The sequence below is a fragment of the Kineococcus anabasis genome (assembly GCF_054590795.1).
The window spans coordinates 743,098-758,609 of sequence record NZ_BAAIHU010000001.1 but is presented as its reverse complement, the minus strand read 5'-3'; the positions used below and the strand labels follow the sequence as shown (position 1 = coordinate 758,609).

The window sequence follows — 15,512 nt, the reverse complement described above, 5'->3', positions numbered from 1 at the left end:
GGGGAGGGAGGCGCCCGCGCGGGGACGGGCCACCCTTGCGACACTCCTGGCGTGAGCGATGCCCGCCCGTACGACGCCCTCCTGCTGCTGTCCTTCGGCGGCCCCGAGGGACCCGACGACGTCATGCCCTTCCTGGAGAACGTCACCCGGGGGAGGGGGATCCCGCGCGAGCGGCTGGAGGAGGTGGCCGGGCACTACCTGCACTTCGGCGGCCGCAGCCCCATCAACGACCAGAACCGCGCGCTGCTGGCCGCCCTGCGCACCGAGCTCGACGCGCGCGGCCTCGACGTGCCGCTGCTGTGGGGCAACCGCAACTGGGAGCCGTACCTGACGGACGTGCTGCGCGAGGCGCACGAGGCCGGCGCCCGCCGCGTCCTCGTCCTGCTGACCAGCGCGTACTCCTCCTACTCCAGCTGCCGGCAGTACCGCGAGGACCTGGCCCGCGCCGTGACCACGCTGGCCGGTGAGGGCCGCGCCCTCGCGGTGGACAAGCTGCGCCACTACTTCAACCACCCGGCGTTCGTGCGGACCAACGCCGACGCCGTCGTGGCGGCACTGGAGGGCCTGGACGGGGAGGTGCGCGAGGGCGCCCGGCTGGTCTACGTCACGCACTCGGTGCCCACCGCGATGAACGAGGTCTCCGGCCCGCAGGGCGGGGCCTACGTCCGCCAGCACCTCGACGTGGCCGCCGCGGTCAGCGCCGAGGTCGCCGCCCGCACCGGCGTCGAGCACCCCTTCGACCTCGTGTACTGCTCCCGCTCGGGCCCGCCGACGCAGCCGTGGCTGGAGCCGGACGTCAACGACCACCTGCGCGAGCTGGCCGCCGCGGGCACCCCGGCGGTCGTCCTGGCGCCGATCGGGTTCGTCTCCGACCACATGGAGGTCGTCTTCGACCTCGACACCGAGGCGGTGGAGACGGCCGCGGAGCTGGGCCTGCCGTGTGCCCGCGCGGCCACGGTGGGCACGGCCGGGCACTTCGTCGCCGGGCTGGTGGACCTCGTCGAGGAGCGCGCCGAGCTGGCCCGGGGCGGCAGCCCGGACAAGCCGGCCCTCGGGGCGCTGGGCCCCTCCCACGAGGTGTGCCCGGTGGGGTGCTGCCGGAACCTGCGCGCGGACCTGCCCGCGGCCACCGGCGCCGACTGGGAGCCGCCGGTGGTGTCCGCGTGAGCGGGCCGCTCGCCGCGGACGGCACGCCCGTCGCCGATCTCCGCGCCCTCGCCGAGCGCCTCGCGCGCGCGGCGGGGCGCCTGGTGCACGAGGGGCGGGGGGACCGGGTGGAGGTCGCCGCCACGAAGTCCAGCCCCGTGGACGTGGTCACGGCGATGGACACGGCGGCGGAGGACCTGCTGCGCCGGGAGCTGGCCGTGGCCCGCCCCGCCGACGGGGTCCTGGGGGAGGAGCGGGGCCACGAGCCGGGCGCCTCCGGCCTGACGTGGGTGGTGGACCCCATCGACGGCACCGTCAACTACCTGTACGGCATCCCGGCGTACGCGGTGAGCGTCGCCGTCGTGGAGGACCCCGCGGCGGGGCCGGGCGGCGCACCGGACCCGGCGACCTGGCGGGTGCTGGCGGGCTGCGTGGCCAACCCCGCGGGCGGGGAGGTGTGGACCGCCGGGGCGGGACTGGGCGCGGAGCTGAACGGGCGCCCGGTGCTGCCGGGCCGGGCGCCGGAGCTGTCCTCCGCGCTGGTCGCCACCGGGTTCGGCTACGACGCGGTGCGCCGCGGTGAGCAGGCGGCGGTGCTGGCGCGCCTGATGCCCCAGGTGCGGGACGTGCGGCGGATCGGGACGGCCTCGCTGGACCTGTGCGGGGTGGCGGCGGGCCGGACCGACGCGTACTACGAGCAGGGCCTGAACGCCTGGGACTTCGCCGCGGGCCTGCTCGTGGCCCGCGAGGCGGGGGTCCTGGTCACCGACTACGCGGGCGGCGCGCCGGGCCGGCACGGCCTCCTGGCGGCTCCCGCGGCCCTGCACCCGCAGCTGCGCGCGGCGCTGGAGGCGGCGGGGGCCTGACCTCCGCCCGCGACGGCACCCCCGGGCCCGGCACGACGAGCGGCCCCGCCCACCGGTCGGTGGGCGGGGCCGCTGTCGCGTCCGGTCGGGAGGGGTGTCAGGCGCCGCAGGCCGGGGCGCCCGCGCGGTCCTCGACGCCGGTCAGGTCGATGACGCGGGTGTGGCGGTGGAGGAACTCCCGCGCGGCGGGCAGTTCGACGTCGTGCTCGGAGGCGAGGCGCAGGAGCGACTCGAGCTCGGCGAGGTGGACCTCGGCGAGGTAGTCCTCGCCCTCGGCGGTGGCGCGCTCGACGGAGGCGGTGGCGCGCTGGGCGCGCTCGGCGATCTCCTGCTCGAAGTGCGAGGCGCGGGCGGTCTGGCCGCCGTGGGGGCGGGACTGGGGCAGGGAGGGGGGGAGCGACATGGCAGGCACCTCCTGGAGTGGCGGCTGAGGGAGCCCGGACGGGCAGCACCCCGCGGGCGGGCGGGAGCGGGGCGGACAGTCGTTCGTGGGTGTCGGCGTCCCCGCTGGTGGCGGGGTGTCGCGGTGGCGCGCTTGGCCGAGGACAGCGGCATCCTGCCGGATCGGCAGGCCGCGTGTCGTACCGGCCTGGGTGGGGCCGGGGCTGGGAGACTACGGCGGCGACAGCCGCCGGCACAACGAATGTAGGGCTCGCGGCGACGACCTACCAAGTCGATCTGCGCGGTCCCACCCGCCCGGCGCAGAGCCACCCGGGCCTCCCGGGTCGAAGTGATCGCGAGACTGCGGCACAATCCGTGGCTGCCCGGCTTCCCGGGGTGCCCGCCCAGGGTGGGGCACCCCGGCCGTCCGCACCCCGGCCGTCCGCACCCGCGGCGGACGGTGCCCGCGGAGGCGGCCGGGCGCTCACGGGCATGGAACCGGGGTCCCGAGCGTTGCTCCGGCGGCACCGGCCCGACCGGCCGCACCGGGTGGGGACCGGACAACTGATTCGGAGTGTGAGACAGAGCCCATGGCCACCGACTACGACGCACCGCGCAAGACCGACGACGAGCTCAACGAGGACTCGCTCGAGGAGCTCAAGGCACGCCGCACGGACAAGTCCTCCGGCGCTGTCGACGAGGACGAGACGGAGGCCGCGGAGGGTTTCGAGCTCCCCGGCGCCGACCTGTCCAACGAGGAGCTCTCCGTCCGGGTGCTGCCCCGGCAGGCGGACGAGTTCACCTGTTCCAGCTGCTTCCTGGTGCACCACCGCAGCCAGCTCGCGGGGGAGCGCAACGGCTCCTTCGTGTGCAAGGAGTGCGCGGCCTGAGGACCGGCCCGGCCCGTGCGGCCGGGCCGGCTCAACCGGACCGCAGCGCCGCGGCCAGCCGGTCGGGGCGGCGGGTGGACACGAGCCAGTACGGCGTCGGGTCCTCCGGGTCCTCCACGGGCACCCGCACGCCGGTGCGGACCCACGCCCGGGTCACCAGGTGGGCGCGCGCGTCCAGCGCGGGCCCCAGCTCCCGGCGCATCGCCGCGGCGTCCAGCGGCACGGCCGCGCCCAGGCAGTCCAGCGGGATGCGGGAGCGGCCCGCCACCAGCACCCCGTCCGCGACGCGCACCGCGGTGGCGGAGGCGACGAGCGCGCCCACCACGAGGGCGACGGCGGCCAGGGCGGCGACGAGCGAGCCCGTGACGCCGAAGGCCGGCAGGGGCACGAACCCCGCCGTCGCCGCGATGCCGCAGCAGGCGGTCCACGTGCCCACCGAGGGCCACAGCCGCTCGGTGTGCGGGGGACGCGCCGACGTGCCGGCCCCGGCCGCGGAGGCCCCGTGGCTGCTCATGGGGTCAGGCTCTCACGCCCCGCTGTAGGGTCGGCGTCCGTGGAGGCGCCGCAGCAGACCGGTACGCGCCCGCACGGCCCACCCGGGCCGGCGGGGTCCGTCGAGGTCCCCCTGCTGCGCTCGGACCCCGCGGTCCCCGTGCCCGCGTACGCCCACCCCGGCGACGCCGGCGCCGACCTGACCACCCGCCTCGACGTCACCGTCGGGCCGGGGGAGCGGGTCAGCGTGCCGACGGGGGTGTCCCTGGCCCTGCCGGAGGGCTTCGCCGGGTTCGTGGTGCCGCGCTCCGGCCTGGCCGCGAGGCTGGGGCTGACCACGCTGAACGCCCCGGGGACCGTCGACGCCGGCTACCGCGGGGAGATCCACGTGACCCTGCTCAACACCGACCTCCGCCGGCCCGTGGAGCTGCGGGCGGGCGACCGGATCGCCCAGCTCGTGGTGCAGCGCGTGGAGCGGGTGCGCTTCGTGGAGGTGCAGGACCTGCCGGCCTCGCAGCGCGGGGCCGGCGGGCACGGGTCGACGGGGGGCGCCGGGGCACTGACCGCGGCCGCCCCCGGCACGCCGGGCACCCCCGGCGGGCACACGCACGGCGGCACGGACGCGGGCGCAGACGCCGGCGCGGACGCCAGGACAGCAGGGAGGGTCGAGGGATGAGCATCTTCCGACGCCGACGCTCGGGAGACGCGGGCGAGGCCACCGGTGCACCGGAGGGGAAGGTGGCCGAGGAGGCCGCCGCCGCCGCGGACACCGACGCCGGCACGGGCGCCGACCCGGGCGCCGGGAGCGAGGCGGAGGCGGTGGAGAGCCCGGCCCAGGCCCCGGCGCCCGCGTTCGACCGCTCCGGCGGGCCCTTCGACGTCTCCGAGGTCGAGGGCCCCGACGGCCGCCTGCCGCTGGGCAGCCTGTGGCTGCGCGGGCGCGACGGCATGGAGGTCCGCGTCGACATCGACGCCGAGCAGAACCGCCCGGTCGCGGTGACCATCGGCCTGGACGGCTCGGCCGTGCAGCTGCAGGCCTTCGCGGCCCCGCGGACGCTGGGCCTGTGGGACGAGATCCGCGCGGAGATCGCCGAGTCCGTCGCCGCCCAGGGCGGCTCGGCGGACGAGGTCCCCGGCACCCTGGGCCGGGAGCTGCTGGCGCGGCTGCCCGTGCGCACCCCCGACGGGCGCACCGGTCACCAGCCGACGCGGTTCGCGGGCATCGACGGCCCGCGCTGGTTCCTGCGGGCCGTCTTCACCGGCCCCGCCGCCCACGACCTCGCGGCCGCCGAGGAGCTGGAGGCGCTGCTCAAGGACACGGTCGTGGTGCGCGGCAGCGAGGCCATGGCGCCGCGGGAGCTGCTGCCGCTGGTCCTGCCGGAGGTCGGGCCGGGGCCGCAGGAGGACGGGCAGGCCGGCGCCGCGCAGGCGGGCGCGGAGGAGGCCGGGCCGCAGCGCGACCCGCTCCAGCCGTTCGAGCGAGGCCCGGAGATCACCGAGGTCCGCTGACGCCGGGCCCGCACGACGGCCCGCTCGTCGGGCCGGCAGCGGCTCCCGGCCGGCGCGGGAGGGCGGGTGGGTCCGTTCGCGCGGGCCACGCCCGCACCGTCGGGGGACCGGTCTACGCTGGCCGCGTGGCCAGGTCATCCGTGGTGAACGGCGGCGCCCGCTGGCGCCGTGTGCTGCAGCGCTTCACGGCGTCGGAGTCCGACCTCGCCGCAGCGGAGGAGCAGCAGGTCGCGGCGCGTCACGGCGGGACGCCCTGCGACCGGCTCCCGCTGCGCCGGCGCGTGGCGGTCTGCGGAACGCTGCGCGCCGTGACGCTGCAGCCGCGCGGCGGTGTGCCGACCCTGCAGGCGGAGCTGTTCGACGGCTCGGGCACCGTGGTGCTCGTGTGGCTGGGCCGGCGGCGCATCGCGGGCGTGGAGGTCGGCCGGCGCATGACGGCGGAGGGCATGGTCGTCGCCGATGACGGCCGCCGCGTCATCTTCAACCCCCGCTACGAGCTGCTCACCCCGGAGACCGTGTGAGCGCCCCGCCGCCCGCGGGCGCGCGCCCGGGGCACGCGGCGACGGTCGAGGAGGTCGTCCGCCACCGCCTCGACACCGCCCTCGGCGGCTGGCGGGGCATGGTGGAGTCCGCCGCGCCCGCACTGGCGTTCCTGCTGGCCTGGCTGTGGCGGGAGGACCTGCGCACCGCGGTGGTCGCGGCGGTGGCGGTCCTCGCGGTGGCCGTCGTGCTGCGCCTGGCGCGCCGGGAGACCGTGCAGCACGCCCTCGGCGGCATCGTCGCCATCGGCATCGCCGCGGCCTTCGCCGCCCGCACCGGCCGCACGGAGGACTACTTCCTCACCGGCATCCTCTACAACGCCGGCCTCGCCGTCCTCTTCGGGGTGTCGATGCTGACCCGCTGGCCGGTCGTCGGCTTCCTCGTGGGCTCGGTCACGGGGGAGGTCACGGCGTGGCGGCGGGACCCGGGGGTGCTGCGCCTGTGCCAGAAGGTCACCGGTGTCTTCCTGGCCATGTACCTGGTGCGGGTGGTCGTGCAGCTACCGCTGTTCCTCGCGGAGCAGACCACCGCGCTGGCGGTGAGCAAGCTGGTGCTCGGCTGGCCGCTGCTGCTCGGGGGCTTCGCCGTCATCGCCGCGATGCTGCTGCGGGGCTCCACCCCCCTCGTCGACGCCTCGGTGCTCGGCGAGGACGCGCCCGGCCCCGACGGGCAGACCCCCGGGCACGGCGGCGGCGAGGACGACCCGTCGGCGGGCGCCACCCTGGAGGACGTGGTCGTCGAGGACGCCCTGCGCCACGACGTGCGGGCCTCCGACGCCGCCGACCCTGCCGACCAGACCGGACCCGCCGCGGGGGTCCACCGGCGACCCTGACCCACCGGCGCGGCGCGGCCTCCGCGGCGGCGTCCTCAGGGGGTGTCGCGGTGCGGGGTGAGCCGGTCGCGCAGCTCCGCCTCGGACTCGGGGGAGCTGAGGAACAGCAGGTGGTCGCCGGGCTCCAGCACGTCGTCGGGGCTCGGCGCGCTGGGCCGGTCCTTGCGCACGATCGCCACCAGGACGGTGTCCGGCGGCAGCTCCACCTGCCCGACGGTGCTGCCCAGGACGGGGCTGCCCTCGTCGAGGGTGAACTCCGTCATCGTGGTGTGGCTCTGCTGGAAGGTGAAGAGGCGCACCAGCTCCCCGACGGTGACGGCCTCCTCCACCAGGGCGGTCATCAGCCTCGGGGTGGACACGGCGACGTCCACGCCCCACGCCTCGTCGAAGAGCCACTCGTTCTTGGGGTTGTTCACCCGGGCCACGGTGCGCGGCACCCCGTACTCGGTCTTGGCCAGCAGGGACACCACGAGGTTGGCCTTGTCGTCACCGGTGGCCGCCACCACGACGTCGCACTCGGCGGCGCGGGCCTCGTCGAGGCTGGTGATCTCGCAGGCGTCCGCCAGCAGCCACTGCGCGTCCGGAACGCTGGAGATCTTCATGGCCGCGGGGGAGCGGTCCACGAGCAGGACGCGGTGGCCGTTGGCCAGCAGCTCCCGGGCGATGGAGCGGCCCACGATGCCGGCCCCGGCGATGACGACGCGCATCAGGAGTCCTCCTCCGGTGCCGAGCCGAGGATCCGGCCGGCCTCGGCGATCCGGGCGTGCTCGCAGGTGACGTGGAGGACGTCGCCCTCCTGGTGGACCGTGGACGGCGTCGGCAGCAGGCCGACACCGAGGCGGGTGACGTAGGCCACGCGGACCCCGGCGGCGGCCTCGAGGGCGCCGACCCGGCGGCCGACCCAGCCCAGGTGGACCGGCATCTCCACGAGCGCGACGCGCCCGGAGGTGTCCAGGTGCTCGGGGGCGGGGCCGTCGGGCAGCAGCCGGCGCAGGACCTGGTCGGCGGTCCACCGGACGGTGGCGATGGTGGGGATGCCCAGGCGCTGGTAGACCTCGGCGCGGCCGGGGTCGTAGATGCGGGCCACCACGGTCTCCACGCCGAACTTCTCGCGGGCCACGCGCGCGGCGAGGATGTTGGAGTTGTCCCCGCTGGAGACGGCGGCGAAGGCACCGGCGTGGTCGATGCCGGCCTCCAGGAGCGTGTCGTGGTCGAAGCCGACCCCGGTGATGCGGCGGCCGCCGAAGCCCGCGCCGAGGCGCCGGAAGGCGTCGGCGTCCTGGTCGATGACGGCGACGCGGTGCTCCAGCCGCTCGAGGGTCGTGGCGAGCGTCGAGCCGACGCGCCCGCAGCCCATGATCACGATGTGCACTGCCGCTCCGGTTCTCGTCTGCGTGCCGCGGGACGTCCGCCGGCCCGGGGCCGACGGCGAGCACGCTACCGCCCGCCCCCGCTCGCGGCGCGACCCGGCACCGCGACCTGGCACGCGGTGGCCGCGGAGGCCCGGATGCGCTTTAGCATGGCCGTTCGTGCCGTCCCTCGCAGACCTCACCGACTCGGCCAAACGGCTCCTCGTCGGCCGCCCCTTCCGCAGCGAGAGGCTCTCCGAGACCCTCCTGCCCAAGCGCATCGCGCTGCCGGTGTTCGCCTCCGACGCCCTGTCCTCGGTGGCCTACGCGCCGGACGAGGTCTTCCTCACCCTGTCCATCGCGGGCATCGCGGCGTACTCGGTGTCCCCGTGGGTGGCGGTGGCGGTCGTGGCGGTGATGCTCGTGGTGGTCACCTCCTACCGGCAGAACGTCCACGCCTACCCCTCCGGCGGCGGGGACTACGAGGTCGCGACGGTCAACCTGGGCCCCACCGCGGGCCTGACCGTGGCCAGCGCCCTGCTGGTCGACTACGTGCTCACGGTGGCGGTGTCCATCTCCTCCGCCGCCCAGTACGCCTCGACGGCGCTGACGTTCGTGCAGGGGCACGAGGTGCTCGTGGCGGTCGCCATGGTGCTGCTGCTGATGTCGGCCAACCTGCGCGGCATCCGGGAGAGCGGCGCGGCGTTCGCGATCCCGACGTACCTCTTCATGGTCGCGATCCTGGGGATGGCGGCGTGGGGCTTCGGCCGCTACCTGCTGGGGGACCTGCCGCAGGTGGCGAGCGCGGAGCTGGAGCTGCGCGCCGAGGACCACTTCACCCAGGGCCTGACCAGCCTGGCGGGGGCGTTCCTGATCCTGCGGGCGTTCTCCTCCGGCTGCGCGGCGCTGACGGGTGTGGAGGCGATCAGCAACGGGGTGCCGGCCTTCCGCAAGCCGAAGAGCCGCAACGCGGCCACGACGCTGCTGCTGCTCGGCCTGATCGCCGTGACGATGCTCATGAGCGTCATCACCCTGGCCAACCTCATGGGGCTGCGCTACGCGGAGGACCCGTCGGTGCAGCTGCTGCGCGACGGCGTGCCGGTCGGCGAGGACTACGTGCAGACCCCGGTGATCGGCCAGCTCGCGGACGCGGTGTTCGACCACTTCAGCCCCGCGTTCTACGCGGTGACGATCGCGACCGGCGTGATCCTGGTGCTGGCGGCGAACACCGCTTTCAACGGCTTCCCGGTGCTGGCCTCCATCCTGGCGCGGGACGGGTTCCTGCCGCGGCAGCTGCACACCCGCGGTGACCGGCTGGCCTTCTCCAACGGGATCATCGCCCTGGCGGGGGCGGCGATCATCCTCATCATCGCCTTCGACGCGCAGGTCACGAAGCTCATCCAGCTCTACATCGTCGGCGTCTTCGTCTCCTTCACGCTCAGCCAGACCGGCATGATCCGGCACTGGACGCGGCTGCTGGCCACGGAGGACGACCCGGTCCGGCGCAGCCGCATGAAGCGCTCGCGGGTGGTGAACTCGGTGGGCCTGGCGATGACGGGCGTCGTGCTCGTCATCGTGCTGCTGACGAAGTTCACGCAGGGCGCGTGGCTGGCGATCCTGGCGATGGCTGTCATCTTCGTGAACATGCGGCTCATCAGGCGCCACTACACGGCGGTGGCCCGGGAGCTGGAGCCGCAGGCCACCCCGCAGGCGCGCGCGCTTCCCTCGGGGGTGCGGGGCATCGTGCTGGTCTCCAAGCTGCACAAGCCGACGCTGCGGGCGCTGGCGTACGCGCGGGCCGCGCGGCTGACGGACCTGGAGGCGGTGACGGTGGCGGTGGACCCGGAGGAGTCCGCGGCGCTGCAGCGCCGCTGGGAGGAGGCGGACATCCCCGTGCGCCTGACGGTGCTGGACTCCCCGTACCGGGAGATCATCCGCCCCGTCGTGCAGCACGTGAAGGAGACGCGCGCGCGCCACCCGCGGGACCTGGTGACCGTGTACGTGCCGGAGTACGTGGTGGGCCACTGGTGGGAGGCGCTGCTGCACAACCAGTCGGCGCTGCGGCTGCGCACGTGGCTGCGCTACACGCCGGGGGTGATGGTCGCGAGCGTGCCGTGGCAGCTGTCGTCCTCGGCGGGGCTGGAGGACCGGGTGGAGCGGGCCGCGCCGGGTGCGGTGCGCCGGGGCACGTTCGGCCCGGCCCCCAGCGACCCGCCGCACCCGGACGCCCCGTGAGCGGCCGGCGCGGCCCGGTGGGGCGGGGGCGTGGCGCGGCGGTGCGCCCCCGCGACGACTCCGCGGTGGGCACGGAGGTCGAGCTGGTCGTGGGGCCGGTCGCGCACGGCGGTGCCTGCGTGGCGCGGCACGAGGGCCGGGTGGTGTTCGTCCGGCACGCGCTGCCGGGGGAGCGGGTGCGCGCGCGGGTCACCGAGGGCGGCGGCTCGGCGAAGTACTGGCGGGCCGACGCGGTGGAGGTGCTGCAGGCGAGCGGGGACCGGGTGGAGCCGCCCTGCCCGGTGGCGCGCCCGGGTCTGTGCGGCGGCTGCGACTTCCAGCACGTGGCGCTGCCCGCGCAGCGGCGGCTGAAGGCGGCCGTGGTGGCCGAGCAGATGCGCCGCCTGGCCGGGCTGGAGCTCGACGTGGAGGTGGAGGCCGTCCCCGGGGACGCCGGCGGCCTGCGCTGGCGGACCCGCACGGCGTTCGCGGTGGACGGCGAGGGCCGCGCGGGCCTGCGCCGGCACCGCTCGCACGACGTGGTGCCCGTGGAGGACTGCCCCATCACGGTGGAGCGGGCCGTGGGCACCGGGGTGCTGGCGCAGCGCTGGCCCTCGGCGGCGCAGGTGGAGGTCGCGGTGCCCTCGGGGGAGGGCGACCCGCTGGTGGTGGTGACACCCGCGGAGGGCGCCCCGGAGCGGCTGCGCCTGCCGCGCCTGCAGGAGGTGTCGCTGGCGGTGCGGACGGCCTCGGGCGGGCTGGAGCAGCGCAGCGGCCGCACGTGGCTGGCCGAGCGGGTGGTGGCCGCCGGCGCCGAGCACGCGTTCCGGGTGAGCGGGGCGGGCTTCTGGCAGGTCCACCCGGGGGCGGGGACGGCGCTGGTGGAGGCGGTCCTGGCCGGGCTCGCCCCCGCGCCGGGGGAGCGGGCGGTCGACCTGTACTCCGGGGCGGGGCTGTTCACGGCGCCGCTGGCGCAGGCGGTGGGCCTGACGGGCACGGTGGTGGCCGTGGAGTCGGACGCGCGGGCGGTGCGGGACGCGCGGCGGACCCTGCACGGGGTGGAGCAGGTGCGCCTGGTGGCCGCGCGGGTGGACGCGGCGATGGCCGCGCAGGGCCCGGAGGCGGTCGGGCGGGCGGACGTGGTGGTGCTGGACCCGCCGCGCTCGGGCGCGGGCCGCGAGGTCGTGGAGCAGGTGGCGGCGCTGGGGGCGCGGGCGGTGGCGTACGTGGCGTGCGACCCGGCGGCGCTGGCCCGGGACGTGGCGACGTTCGCGGAGCACGGCTACGCGCTGGGCTCGCTGCGGGCGTTCGACCTGTTCCCGATGACGCACCACGTGGAGTGCGTGGCGGTGCTGGTGCCGGCGGGCGGCTGAGGGGTGCCCTCAGCGGGTGGCCCCGACGAGGGCGTGCCGCAGGGCGGTGACCTGCCCGGGGTCGCCCTCGACGTGCAGGCGCGCGGTGCCGGCGCGCCCCCACGCCCAGAGGAGCACGTCGGCCGGTGCGCCGGTGAGGACGGCCCCGGCGGGAGGTGCCCCGGCGGGGTCGGTCTCCCGGGCCTCGGCGTGCAGGCCGCGCACGCGCACCTGCCAGGCGCGCCCGGCGGTGCGCACGAGCACGGAGGCGTCGAGGTCGGCGGGCACCCCGGCGTCGGCTCCCTCCAGGGGCAGCCACACGGGGAGGAAGGCGGTGAGGACCTCCTCGACGCCGTCGACGGCGAGGTCGTCGTCGACGGCGAGGTCGACGGCGGGGTCGACGGCGGGGTCGGCCGCGGTCTCCACGTCGATCCGGTGCACGAGGGTCTCCTGGGCCATGCGGCGCTGCCAGAAGCCGGTGGTGGCGTCCTGCGGCCACCAGGACCAGGCGGGGGCGGCGGGGTCGGCGTCGACGACGGCCAGGACGTCGGCGAGCTGCCGCCCGAACCAGTCCACGAGGGCGGCGGGGTCGGCCGGGGCGTCGGCGCCCTCGTCCTCGGGCGCGCGCTCCCCGAGCCGGAGGGAGGCGGCCTTGTGGCGGTAGACGGCGCCGAGGTGGCGGACGACGTCGTGCACGGTCCAGCCGGGGCACCCGGGCACGGGCCGGTCGGCCGCCGCGGGGGTGAGCGCGCCGATGCGGGCGGCGTCGGCGCGCAGGGCGGTGAGGTAGCGGGCGGCGTCGAGTCGGGGCACGGGGGGAGGCTGGCAGCCCCGGGGCGCCGGGGCGAGTGCCGCGGCTGCCGCGTCGCGGCGATTTCCCGCCGGCCGGACCTGCCACGGCGGGTCGCGCGGTGTTATCTTGACGTCAAGACATCTGGCCGCGACGGGAACCACGTGCTGGTGAGCGCGCCGCGCCCATGCGGCAGGATGGCCGGGACCGATGGTCGGCGACGACGCGGACGACGAGTGAGGAGCTCAGGGTGAGCAGCCAGAACAGCTTCGGAGCTAAGGCTAGCCTAAGCGTAGCTGATCAGGAGTATGCGATCTACCGCCTCGCCGCGGTGGAGGGCGCCGAGCGCCTCCCCTTCAGCCTCAAGGTGCTGCTGGAGAACCTCCTGCGCACCGAGGACGGCGCCAACATCACCGCCGAGCACATCCGCGCGCTCGCCGGGTGGGACCCGGCCGCGGAGCCGGACACCGAGATCCAGTTCACGCCCGCCCGCGTGATCATGCAGGACTTCACCGGCGTGCCCTGCGTCGTGGACCTCGCCACCATGCGCGAGGCGGTGGCCGACCTCGGCGGCGACCCGACCCGCATCAACCCGCTGGCCCCGGCGGAGCTGGTCATCGACCACTCCGTCATCGCCGACGTGTACGGCACGCCCGACGCGTTCGAGAAGAACGTCGAGATCGAGTACGGCCGCAACCGGGAGCGCTACCAGTTCCTGCGCTGGGGCCAGACCGCCTTCGACGACTTCAAGGTGGTCCCCCCGGGCACCGGCATCGTCCACCAGGTCAACATCGAGCACCTGGCCCGCGTCGTGTTCGAGCGCGAGGTCGGCGGCGAGCGCCTGGCCTACCCCGACACCCTGGTCGGCACCGACTCCCACACCACCATGGTCAACGGCCTCGGCGTCCTCGGCTGGGGCGTCGGCGGCATCGAGGCCGAGGCCGCGATGCTCGGCCAGCCCGTCTCCATGCTCATCCCGCGCGTCGTCGGTTTCCGGCTCAGCGGCTCCATCCCCCCCGGCGCCACCGCCACCGACGTCGTGCTCACCATCACCGAGCAGCTGCGCCGCCACGGCGTCGTCGGCAAGTTCGTGGAGTTCTACGGCGAGGGCGTCACCGCCGTGCCGCTGGCCAACCGCGCCACCATCGGCAACATGAGCCCGGAGTTCGGCTCCACCGCGGCCATCTTCCCGATCGACGACGTCACCCTGGAGTACCTGCGCCTGACCGGGCGCTCGGAGCAGCAGGTCGCGCTCGTGGAGGCGTACTGCAAGGAGCAGGGCCTCTGGCACGACCCCTCCCGCGAGGCGCAGTACTCCGAGTACCTCGAGCTGGACCTGTCCACGGTGGTGCCCAGCATCGCCGGCCCGAAGCGCCCGCAGGACCGCATCGAGCTGACCAGCGCCAAGCAGGCGTTCCGCACCGCGCTGGCCGACTACGTCACCGACGACGTGCAGACCACGAACGCCGCCTCCTCGGCGCACACCGACGCCATCGACGCCGTGGTCGGCTCCGCCCAGGACCAGGCCAGCGCCGAGAGCTTCCCCGCCTCCGACCCGCCCTCGGCCGTGCCCTCCGAGGAGGAGGACCAGCCCGACGTCGTGACCGGTGGCGGCGAGGTGCAGGGCCGCCCCAGCAGGCGCGTGCCGGTGTCCCTGGCGGACGGCACCGAGACCGAGCTCGACCACGGCGCCGTGGCCATCGCCTCGATCACCAGCTGCACCAACACGTCCAACCCGTCGGTGATGATGGCCGCCGCGCTGCTGGCCAAGAACGCCGTCGAGCGCGGCCTGAGCGTCAAGCCGTGGGTGAAGACCTCGCTCGCCCCCGGCAGCAAGGTCGTCATGGACTACTACGAGAAGGCCGGGCTCATCCCGTACCTGGAGAAGCTCGGGTTCCACCTCGTCGGCTACGGCTGCGTGACCTGCATCGGCAACTCCGGGCCGCTGAAGGAGGAGTTCTCCGCCGCCGTCCAGGAGAACGACCTCGCGGTCACCGCGGTCCTGTCCGGGAACCGGAACTTCGAGGGCCGGATCAACCCGGACGTGAAGATGAACTACCTGGCCTCCCCGCCGCTGGTCATCGCCTACGCCCTGTCCGGGACGATGGACTGGGACGTGGAGAACGACCCCATCGGCACCGACCCCGACGGCGCCGAGGTGTTCCTGCGCGACATCTGGCCCGACGCCGCCGAGGTGGAGCGCGTCATCGCGCAGTCCATCACGCAGGAGATGTTCACCAACGACTACGCGGACGTCTTCGCCGGCGACGAGCGCTGGCGCTCGCTGCCCACCCCCGAGGGCAGCACCTTCGAGTGGGACCCGCGGTCCACCTACGTCCGCAAGCCCCCGTACTTCGACGGCATGCCCGCCGAGCCCACCGACGTCACCGACATCGGCGGCGCGCGGGTGCTGGCGCTGCTCGGGGACTCGGTCACCACCGACCACATCTCCCCGGCCGGCTCCATCAAGGCCGACAGCCCCGCGGGCCGCTACCTCGCCGAGCACGGCGTGGCCCGGCACGACTTCAACAGCTACGGCTCCCGCCGCGGCAACCACGAGGTCATGATCCGCGGCACGTTCGCCAACATCCGGCTGAAGAACCAGCTGCTGGACGGCGTCTCGGGCGGTTTCACCCGCGACTTCACCGCGGGCGGGGAGCAGACCTCCATCTACGACGCGGCCCAGAGCTACGCGGCGGCCGGCATCCCGCTGGTCGTCCTCGGCGGCAAGGAGTACGGCTCCGGCTCCTCGCGGGACTGGGCCGCCAAGGGCACCGCGCTGCTCGGCGTCCGGGCCGTGATCACCGAGAGCTTCGAGCGGATCCACCGCTCCAACCTCATCGGGATGGGCGTGCTGCCCCTGCAGTTCCCGGCGGGGGAGAGCGCCGCCTCGCTCGGCCTGGACGGCACGGAGACCTTCGACATCTCCGGGGTCACCGAGCTGAACACCGGGACGACCCCGCGCACGGTGCACGTCACCGCCCGCAGGGACTCCGGCGAGGTCGTGGAGTTCGACGCGGTCGTCCGCATCGACACCCCCGGCGAGGCGGACTACTACCGCAACGGCGGCATCCTGCAGTACGTGCTGCGCTCGCTCGTGCGGGCCTGACACCACCGCAGCGCAGGGGCGCACCGCCGTCGGCGGTGCGCC

Annotated in this window: 15 protein-coding genes; 10 read left to right on the top strand and 5 right to left on the bottom strand. The window is 75.6% G+C overall.

Annotation, left to right across the window (positions count from 1 at the left end):
• Positions 1-51 precede the first annotated feature (51 nt).
• Together ACYQBY_RS03510 and ACYQBY_RS03505 are read left to right on the top strand one after the other, a co-directional pair.
• A complete protein-coding gene (locus tag ACYQBY_RS03510) occupies positions 52-1,167 on the top strand; it encodes a ferrochelatase (RefSeq protein WP_459642396.1) in 1,116 nt (371 codons plus the stop codon).
• Positions 1,164-2,012 carry an inositol monophosphatase family protein gene (locus ACYQBY_RS03505; RefSeq protein ID WP_459642395.1) on the top strand — a complete coding sequence of 283 codons (849 nt, stop codon included), beginning with the start codon at positions 1,164-1,166 and terminating at the stop codon, positions 2,010-2,012. The genes ACYQBY_RS03510 and ACYQBY_RS03505 overlap by 4 nt, the downstream gene beginning before the upstream one ends.
• A gap of 97 nt (positions 2,013-2,109) precedes the next feature.
• On the opposite strand, the gene ACYQBY_RS03500 is transcribed toward ACYQBY_RS03505, so the two are convergent.
• Positions 2,110-2,415 (bottom strand): hypothetical protein, encoded by a 306-nt coding sequence (locus tag ACYQBY_RS03500; protein ID WP_459642394.1) that lies wholly within the window; start codon positions 2,413-2,415, stop codon positions 2,110-2,112.
• Between the two features lie 568 nt (positions 2,416-2,983).
• On the opposite strand from ACYQBY_RS03500, the gene ACYQBY_RS03495 reads away from it, so the two are divergent.
• On the top strand, positions 2,984-3,283 hold the full coding sequence (locus tag ACYQBY_RS03495) for a DUF4193 domain-containing protein (protein ID WP_459642393.1): 300 nt from the start codon (positions 2,984-2,986) through the stop codon (positions 3,281-3,283).
• A gap of 31 nt (positions 3,284-3,314) precedes the next feature.
• Here the strand turns inward: ACYQBY_RS03495 and ACYQBY_RS03490 are convergent, their stop codons facing one another.
• Positions 3,315-3,797, bottom strand: coding sequence for a DUF3093 domain-containing protein (locus ACYQBY_RS03490; protein ID WP_459642392.1), 483 nt, complete (start codon positions 3,795-3,797; stop codon positions 3,315-3,317).
• Between the two features lie 111 nt (positions 3,798-3,908).
• Here ACYQBY_RS03490 and dut point away from each other — a divergent pair, with 111 nt between their 5' ends.
• The 4 genes from dut (at position 3,909) to ACYQBY_RS03470 (ending at position 6,656) form a co-directional block, all read left to right on the top strand.
• Complete coding sequence (gene dut / locus ACYQBY_RS03485; protein WP_459642466.1) at positions 3,909-4,451, top strand: dUTP diphosphatase; 543 nt, start codon at positions 3,909-3,911, stop codon at positions 4,449-4,451.
• Positions 4,448-5,284, top strand: coding sequence for a DUF3710 domain-containing protein (locus tag ACYQBY_RS03480; protein ID WP_459642391.1), 837 nt, complete (start codon positions 4,448-4,450; stop codon positions 5,282-5,284). The genes dut and ACYQBY_RS03480 overlap by 4 nt, the downstream gene beginning before the upstream one ends.
• Before the next feature lie 125 nt (positions 5,285-5,409).
• On the top strand, positions 5,410-5,805 hold the full coding sequence (locus tag ACYQBY_RS03475) for an OB-fold nucleic acid binding domain-containing protein (protein ID WP_459642390.1): 396 nt from the start codon (positions 5,410-5,412) through the stop codon (positions 5,803-5,805).
• On the top strand, positions 5,802-6,656 hold the full coding sequence (locus ACYQBY_RS03470) for a DUF3159 domain-containing protein (RefSeq protein ID WP_459642389.1): 855 nt from the start codon (positions 5,802-5,804) through the stop codon (positions 6,654-6,656). The genes ACYQBY_RS03475 and ACYQBY_RS03470 overlap by 4 nt, the downstream gene beginning before the upstream one ends.
• Positions 6,657-6,691: 35 nt before the next feature.
• Here ACYQBY_RS03470 and ACYQBY_RS03465 read toward each other — a convergent pair whose 3' ends face one another.
• Together ACYQBY_RS03465 and ACYQBY_RS03460 are read right to left on the bottom strand one after the other, a co-directional pair.
• Positions 6,692-7,363, bottom strand: coding sequence for a potassium channel family protein (locus ACYQBY_RS03465; protein ID WP_459642388.1), 672 nt, complete (start codon positions 7,361-7,363; stop codon positions 6,692-6,694).
• Positions 7,363-8,028: a potassium channel family protein gene (locus ACYQBY_RS03460; RefSeq protein ID WP_459642387.1), complete on the bottom strand. Its 666-nt coding sequence runs from the start codon at positions 8,026-8,028 to the stop codon at positions 7,363-7,365. Before ACYQBY_RS03460 ends, ACYQBY_RS03465 begins: the two co-directional genes overlap by 1 nt.
• A 157-nt stretch (positions 8,029-8,185) precedes the next feature.
• Between ACYQBY_RS03460 and ACYQBY_RS03455 the strand changes: the two genes are divergently transcribed.
• Together ACYQBY_RS03455 and ACYQBY_RS03450 are read left to right on the top strand one after the other, a co-directional pair.
• The gene (locus tag ACYQBY_RS03455) at positions 8,186-10,240 is read left to right on the top strand and encodes an APC family permease (protein WP_459642386.1); all 2,055 of its coding nucleotides are present in this window, start codon (positions 8,186-8,188) and stop codon (positions 10,238-10,240) included.
• Positions 10,237-11,592: a class I SAM-dependent RNA methyltransferase gene (locus tag ACYQBY_RS03450; RefSeq protein WP_459642385.1), complete on the top strand. Its 1,356-nt coding sequence runs from the start codon at positions 10,237-10,239 to the stop codon at positions 11,590-11,592. Before ACYQBY_RS03455 ends, ACYQBY_RS03450 begins: the two co-directional genes overlap by 4 nt.
• Positions 11,593-11,601: 9 nt before the next feature.
• Here the strand turns inward: ACYQBY_RS03450 and ACYQBY_RS03445 are convergent, their stop codons facing one another.
• Complete coding sequence (locus ACYQBY_RS03445) at positions 11,602-12,384, bottom strand: maleylpyruvate isomerase N-terminal domain-containing protein (protein WP_459642384.1); 783 nt, start codon at positions 12,382-12,384, stop codon at positions 11,602-11,604.
• 227 nt (positions 12,385-12,611) lie between these two features.
• On the opposite strand from ACYQBY_RS03445, the gene ACYQBY_RS03440 reads away from it, so the two are divergent.
• Entirely contained in the window at positions 12,612-15,470 is a 2,859-nt protein-coding gene (locus tag ACYQBY_RS03440) for an aconitate hydratase (RefSeq protein ID WP_459642383.1), read from the top strand.
• Positions 15,471-15,512: the final 42 nt, after the last annotated feature.

What these genes read in the sequence shown, in the direction of transcription:
- ACYQBY_RS03500 (WP_459642394.1), bottom strand. Translation starts at nt 2,415, where the DNA reads ATGTCGCTCCCCCCCTCCCTGCCCCAGTCCCGCCCCCACGGCGGCCAG.
- ACYQBY_RS03495 (WP_459642393.1), top strand. Translation starts at nt 2,984, where the DNA reads ATGGCCACCGACTACGACGCACCGCGCAAGACCGACGACGAGCTCAAC.
- ACYQBY_RS03490 (WP_459642392.1), bottom strand. Translation starts at nt 3,797, where the DNA reads ATGAGCAGCCACGGGGCCTCCGCGGCCGGGGCCGGCACGTCGGCGCGT.
- ACYQBY_RS03480 (WP_459642391.1), top strand. Translation starts at nt 4,448, where the DNA reads ATGAGCATCTTCCGACGCCGACGCTCGGGAGACGCGGGCGAGGCCACC.
- ACYQBY_RS03465 (WP_459642388.1), bottom strand. Translation starts at nt 7,363, where the DNA reads ATGCGCGTCGTCATCGCCGGGGCCGGCATCGTGGGCCGCTCCATCGCC.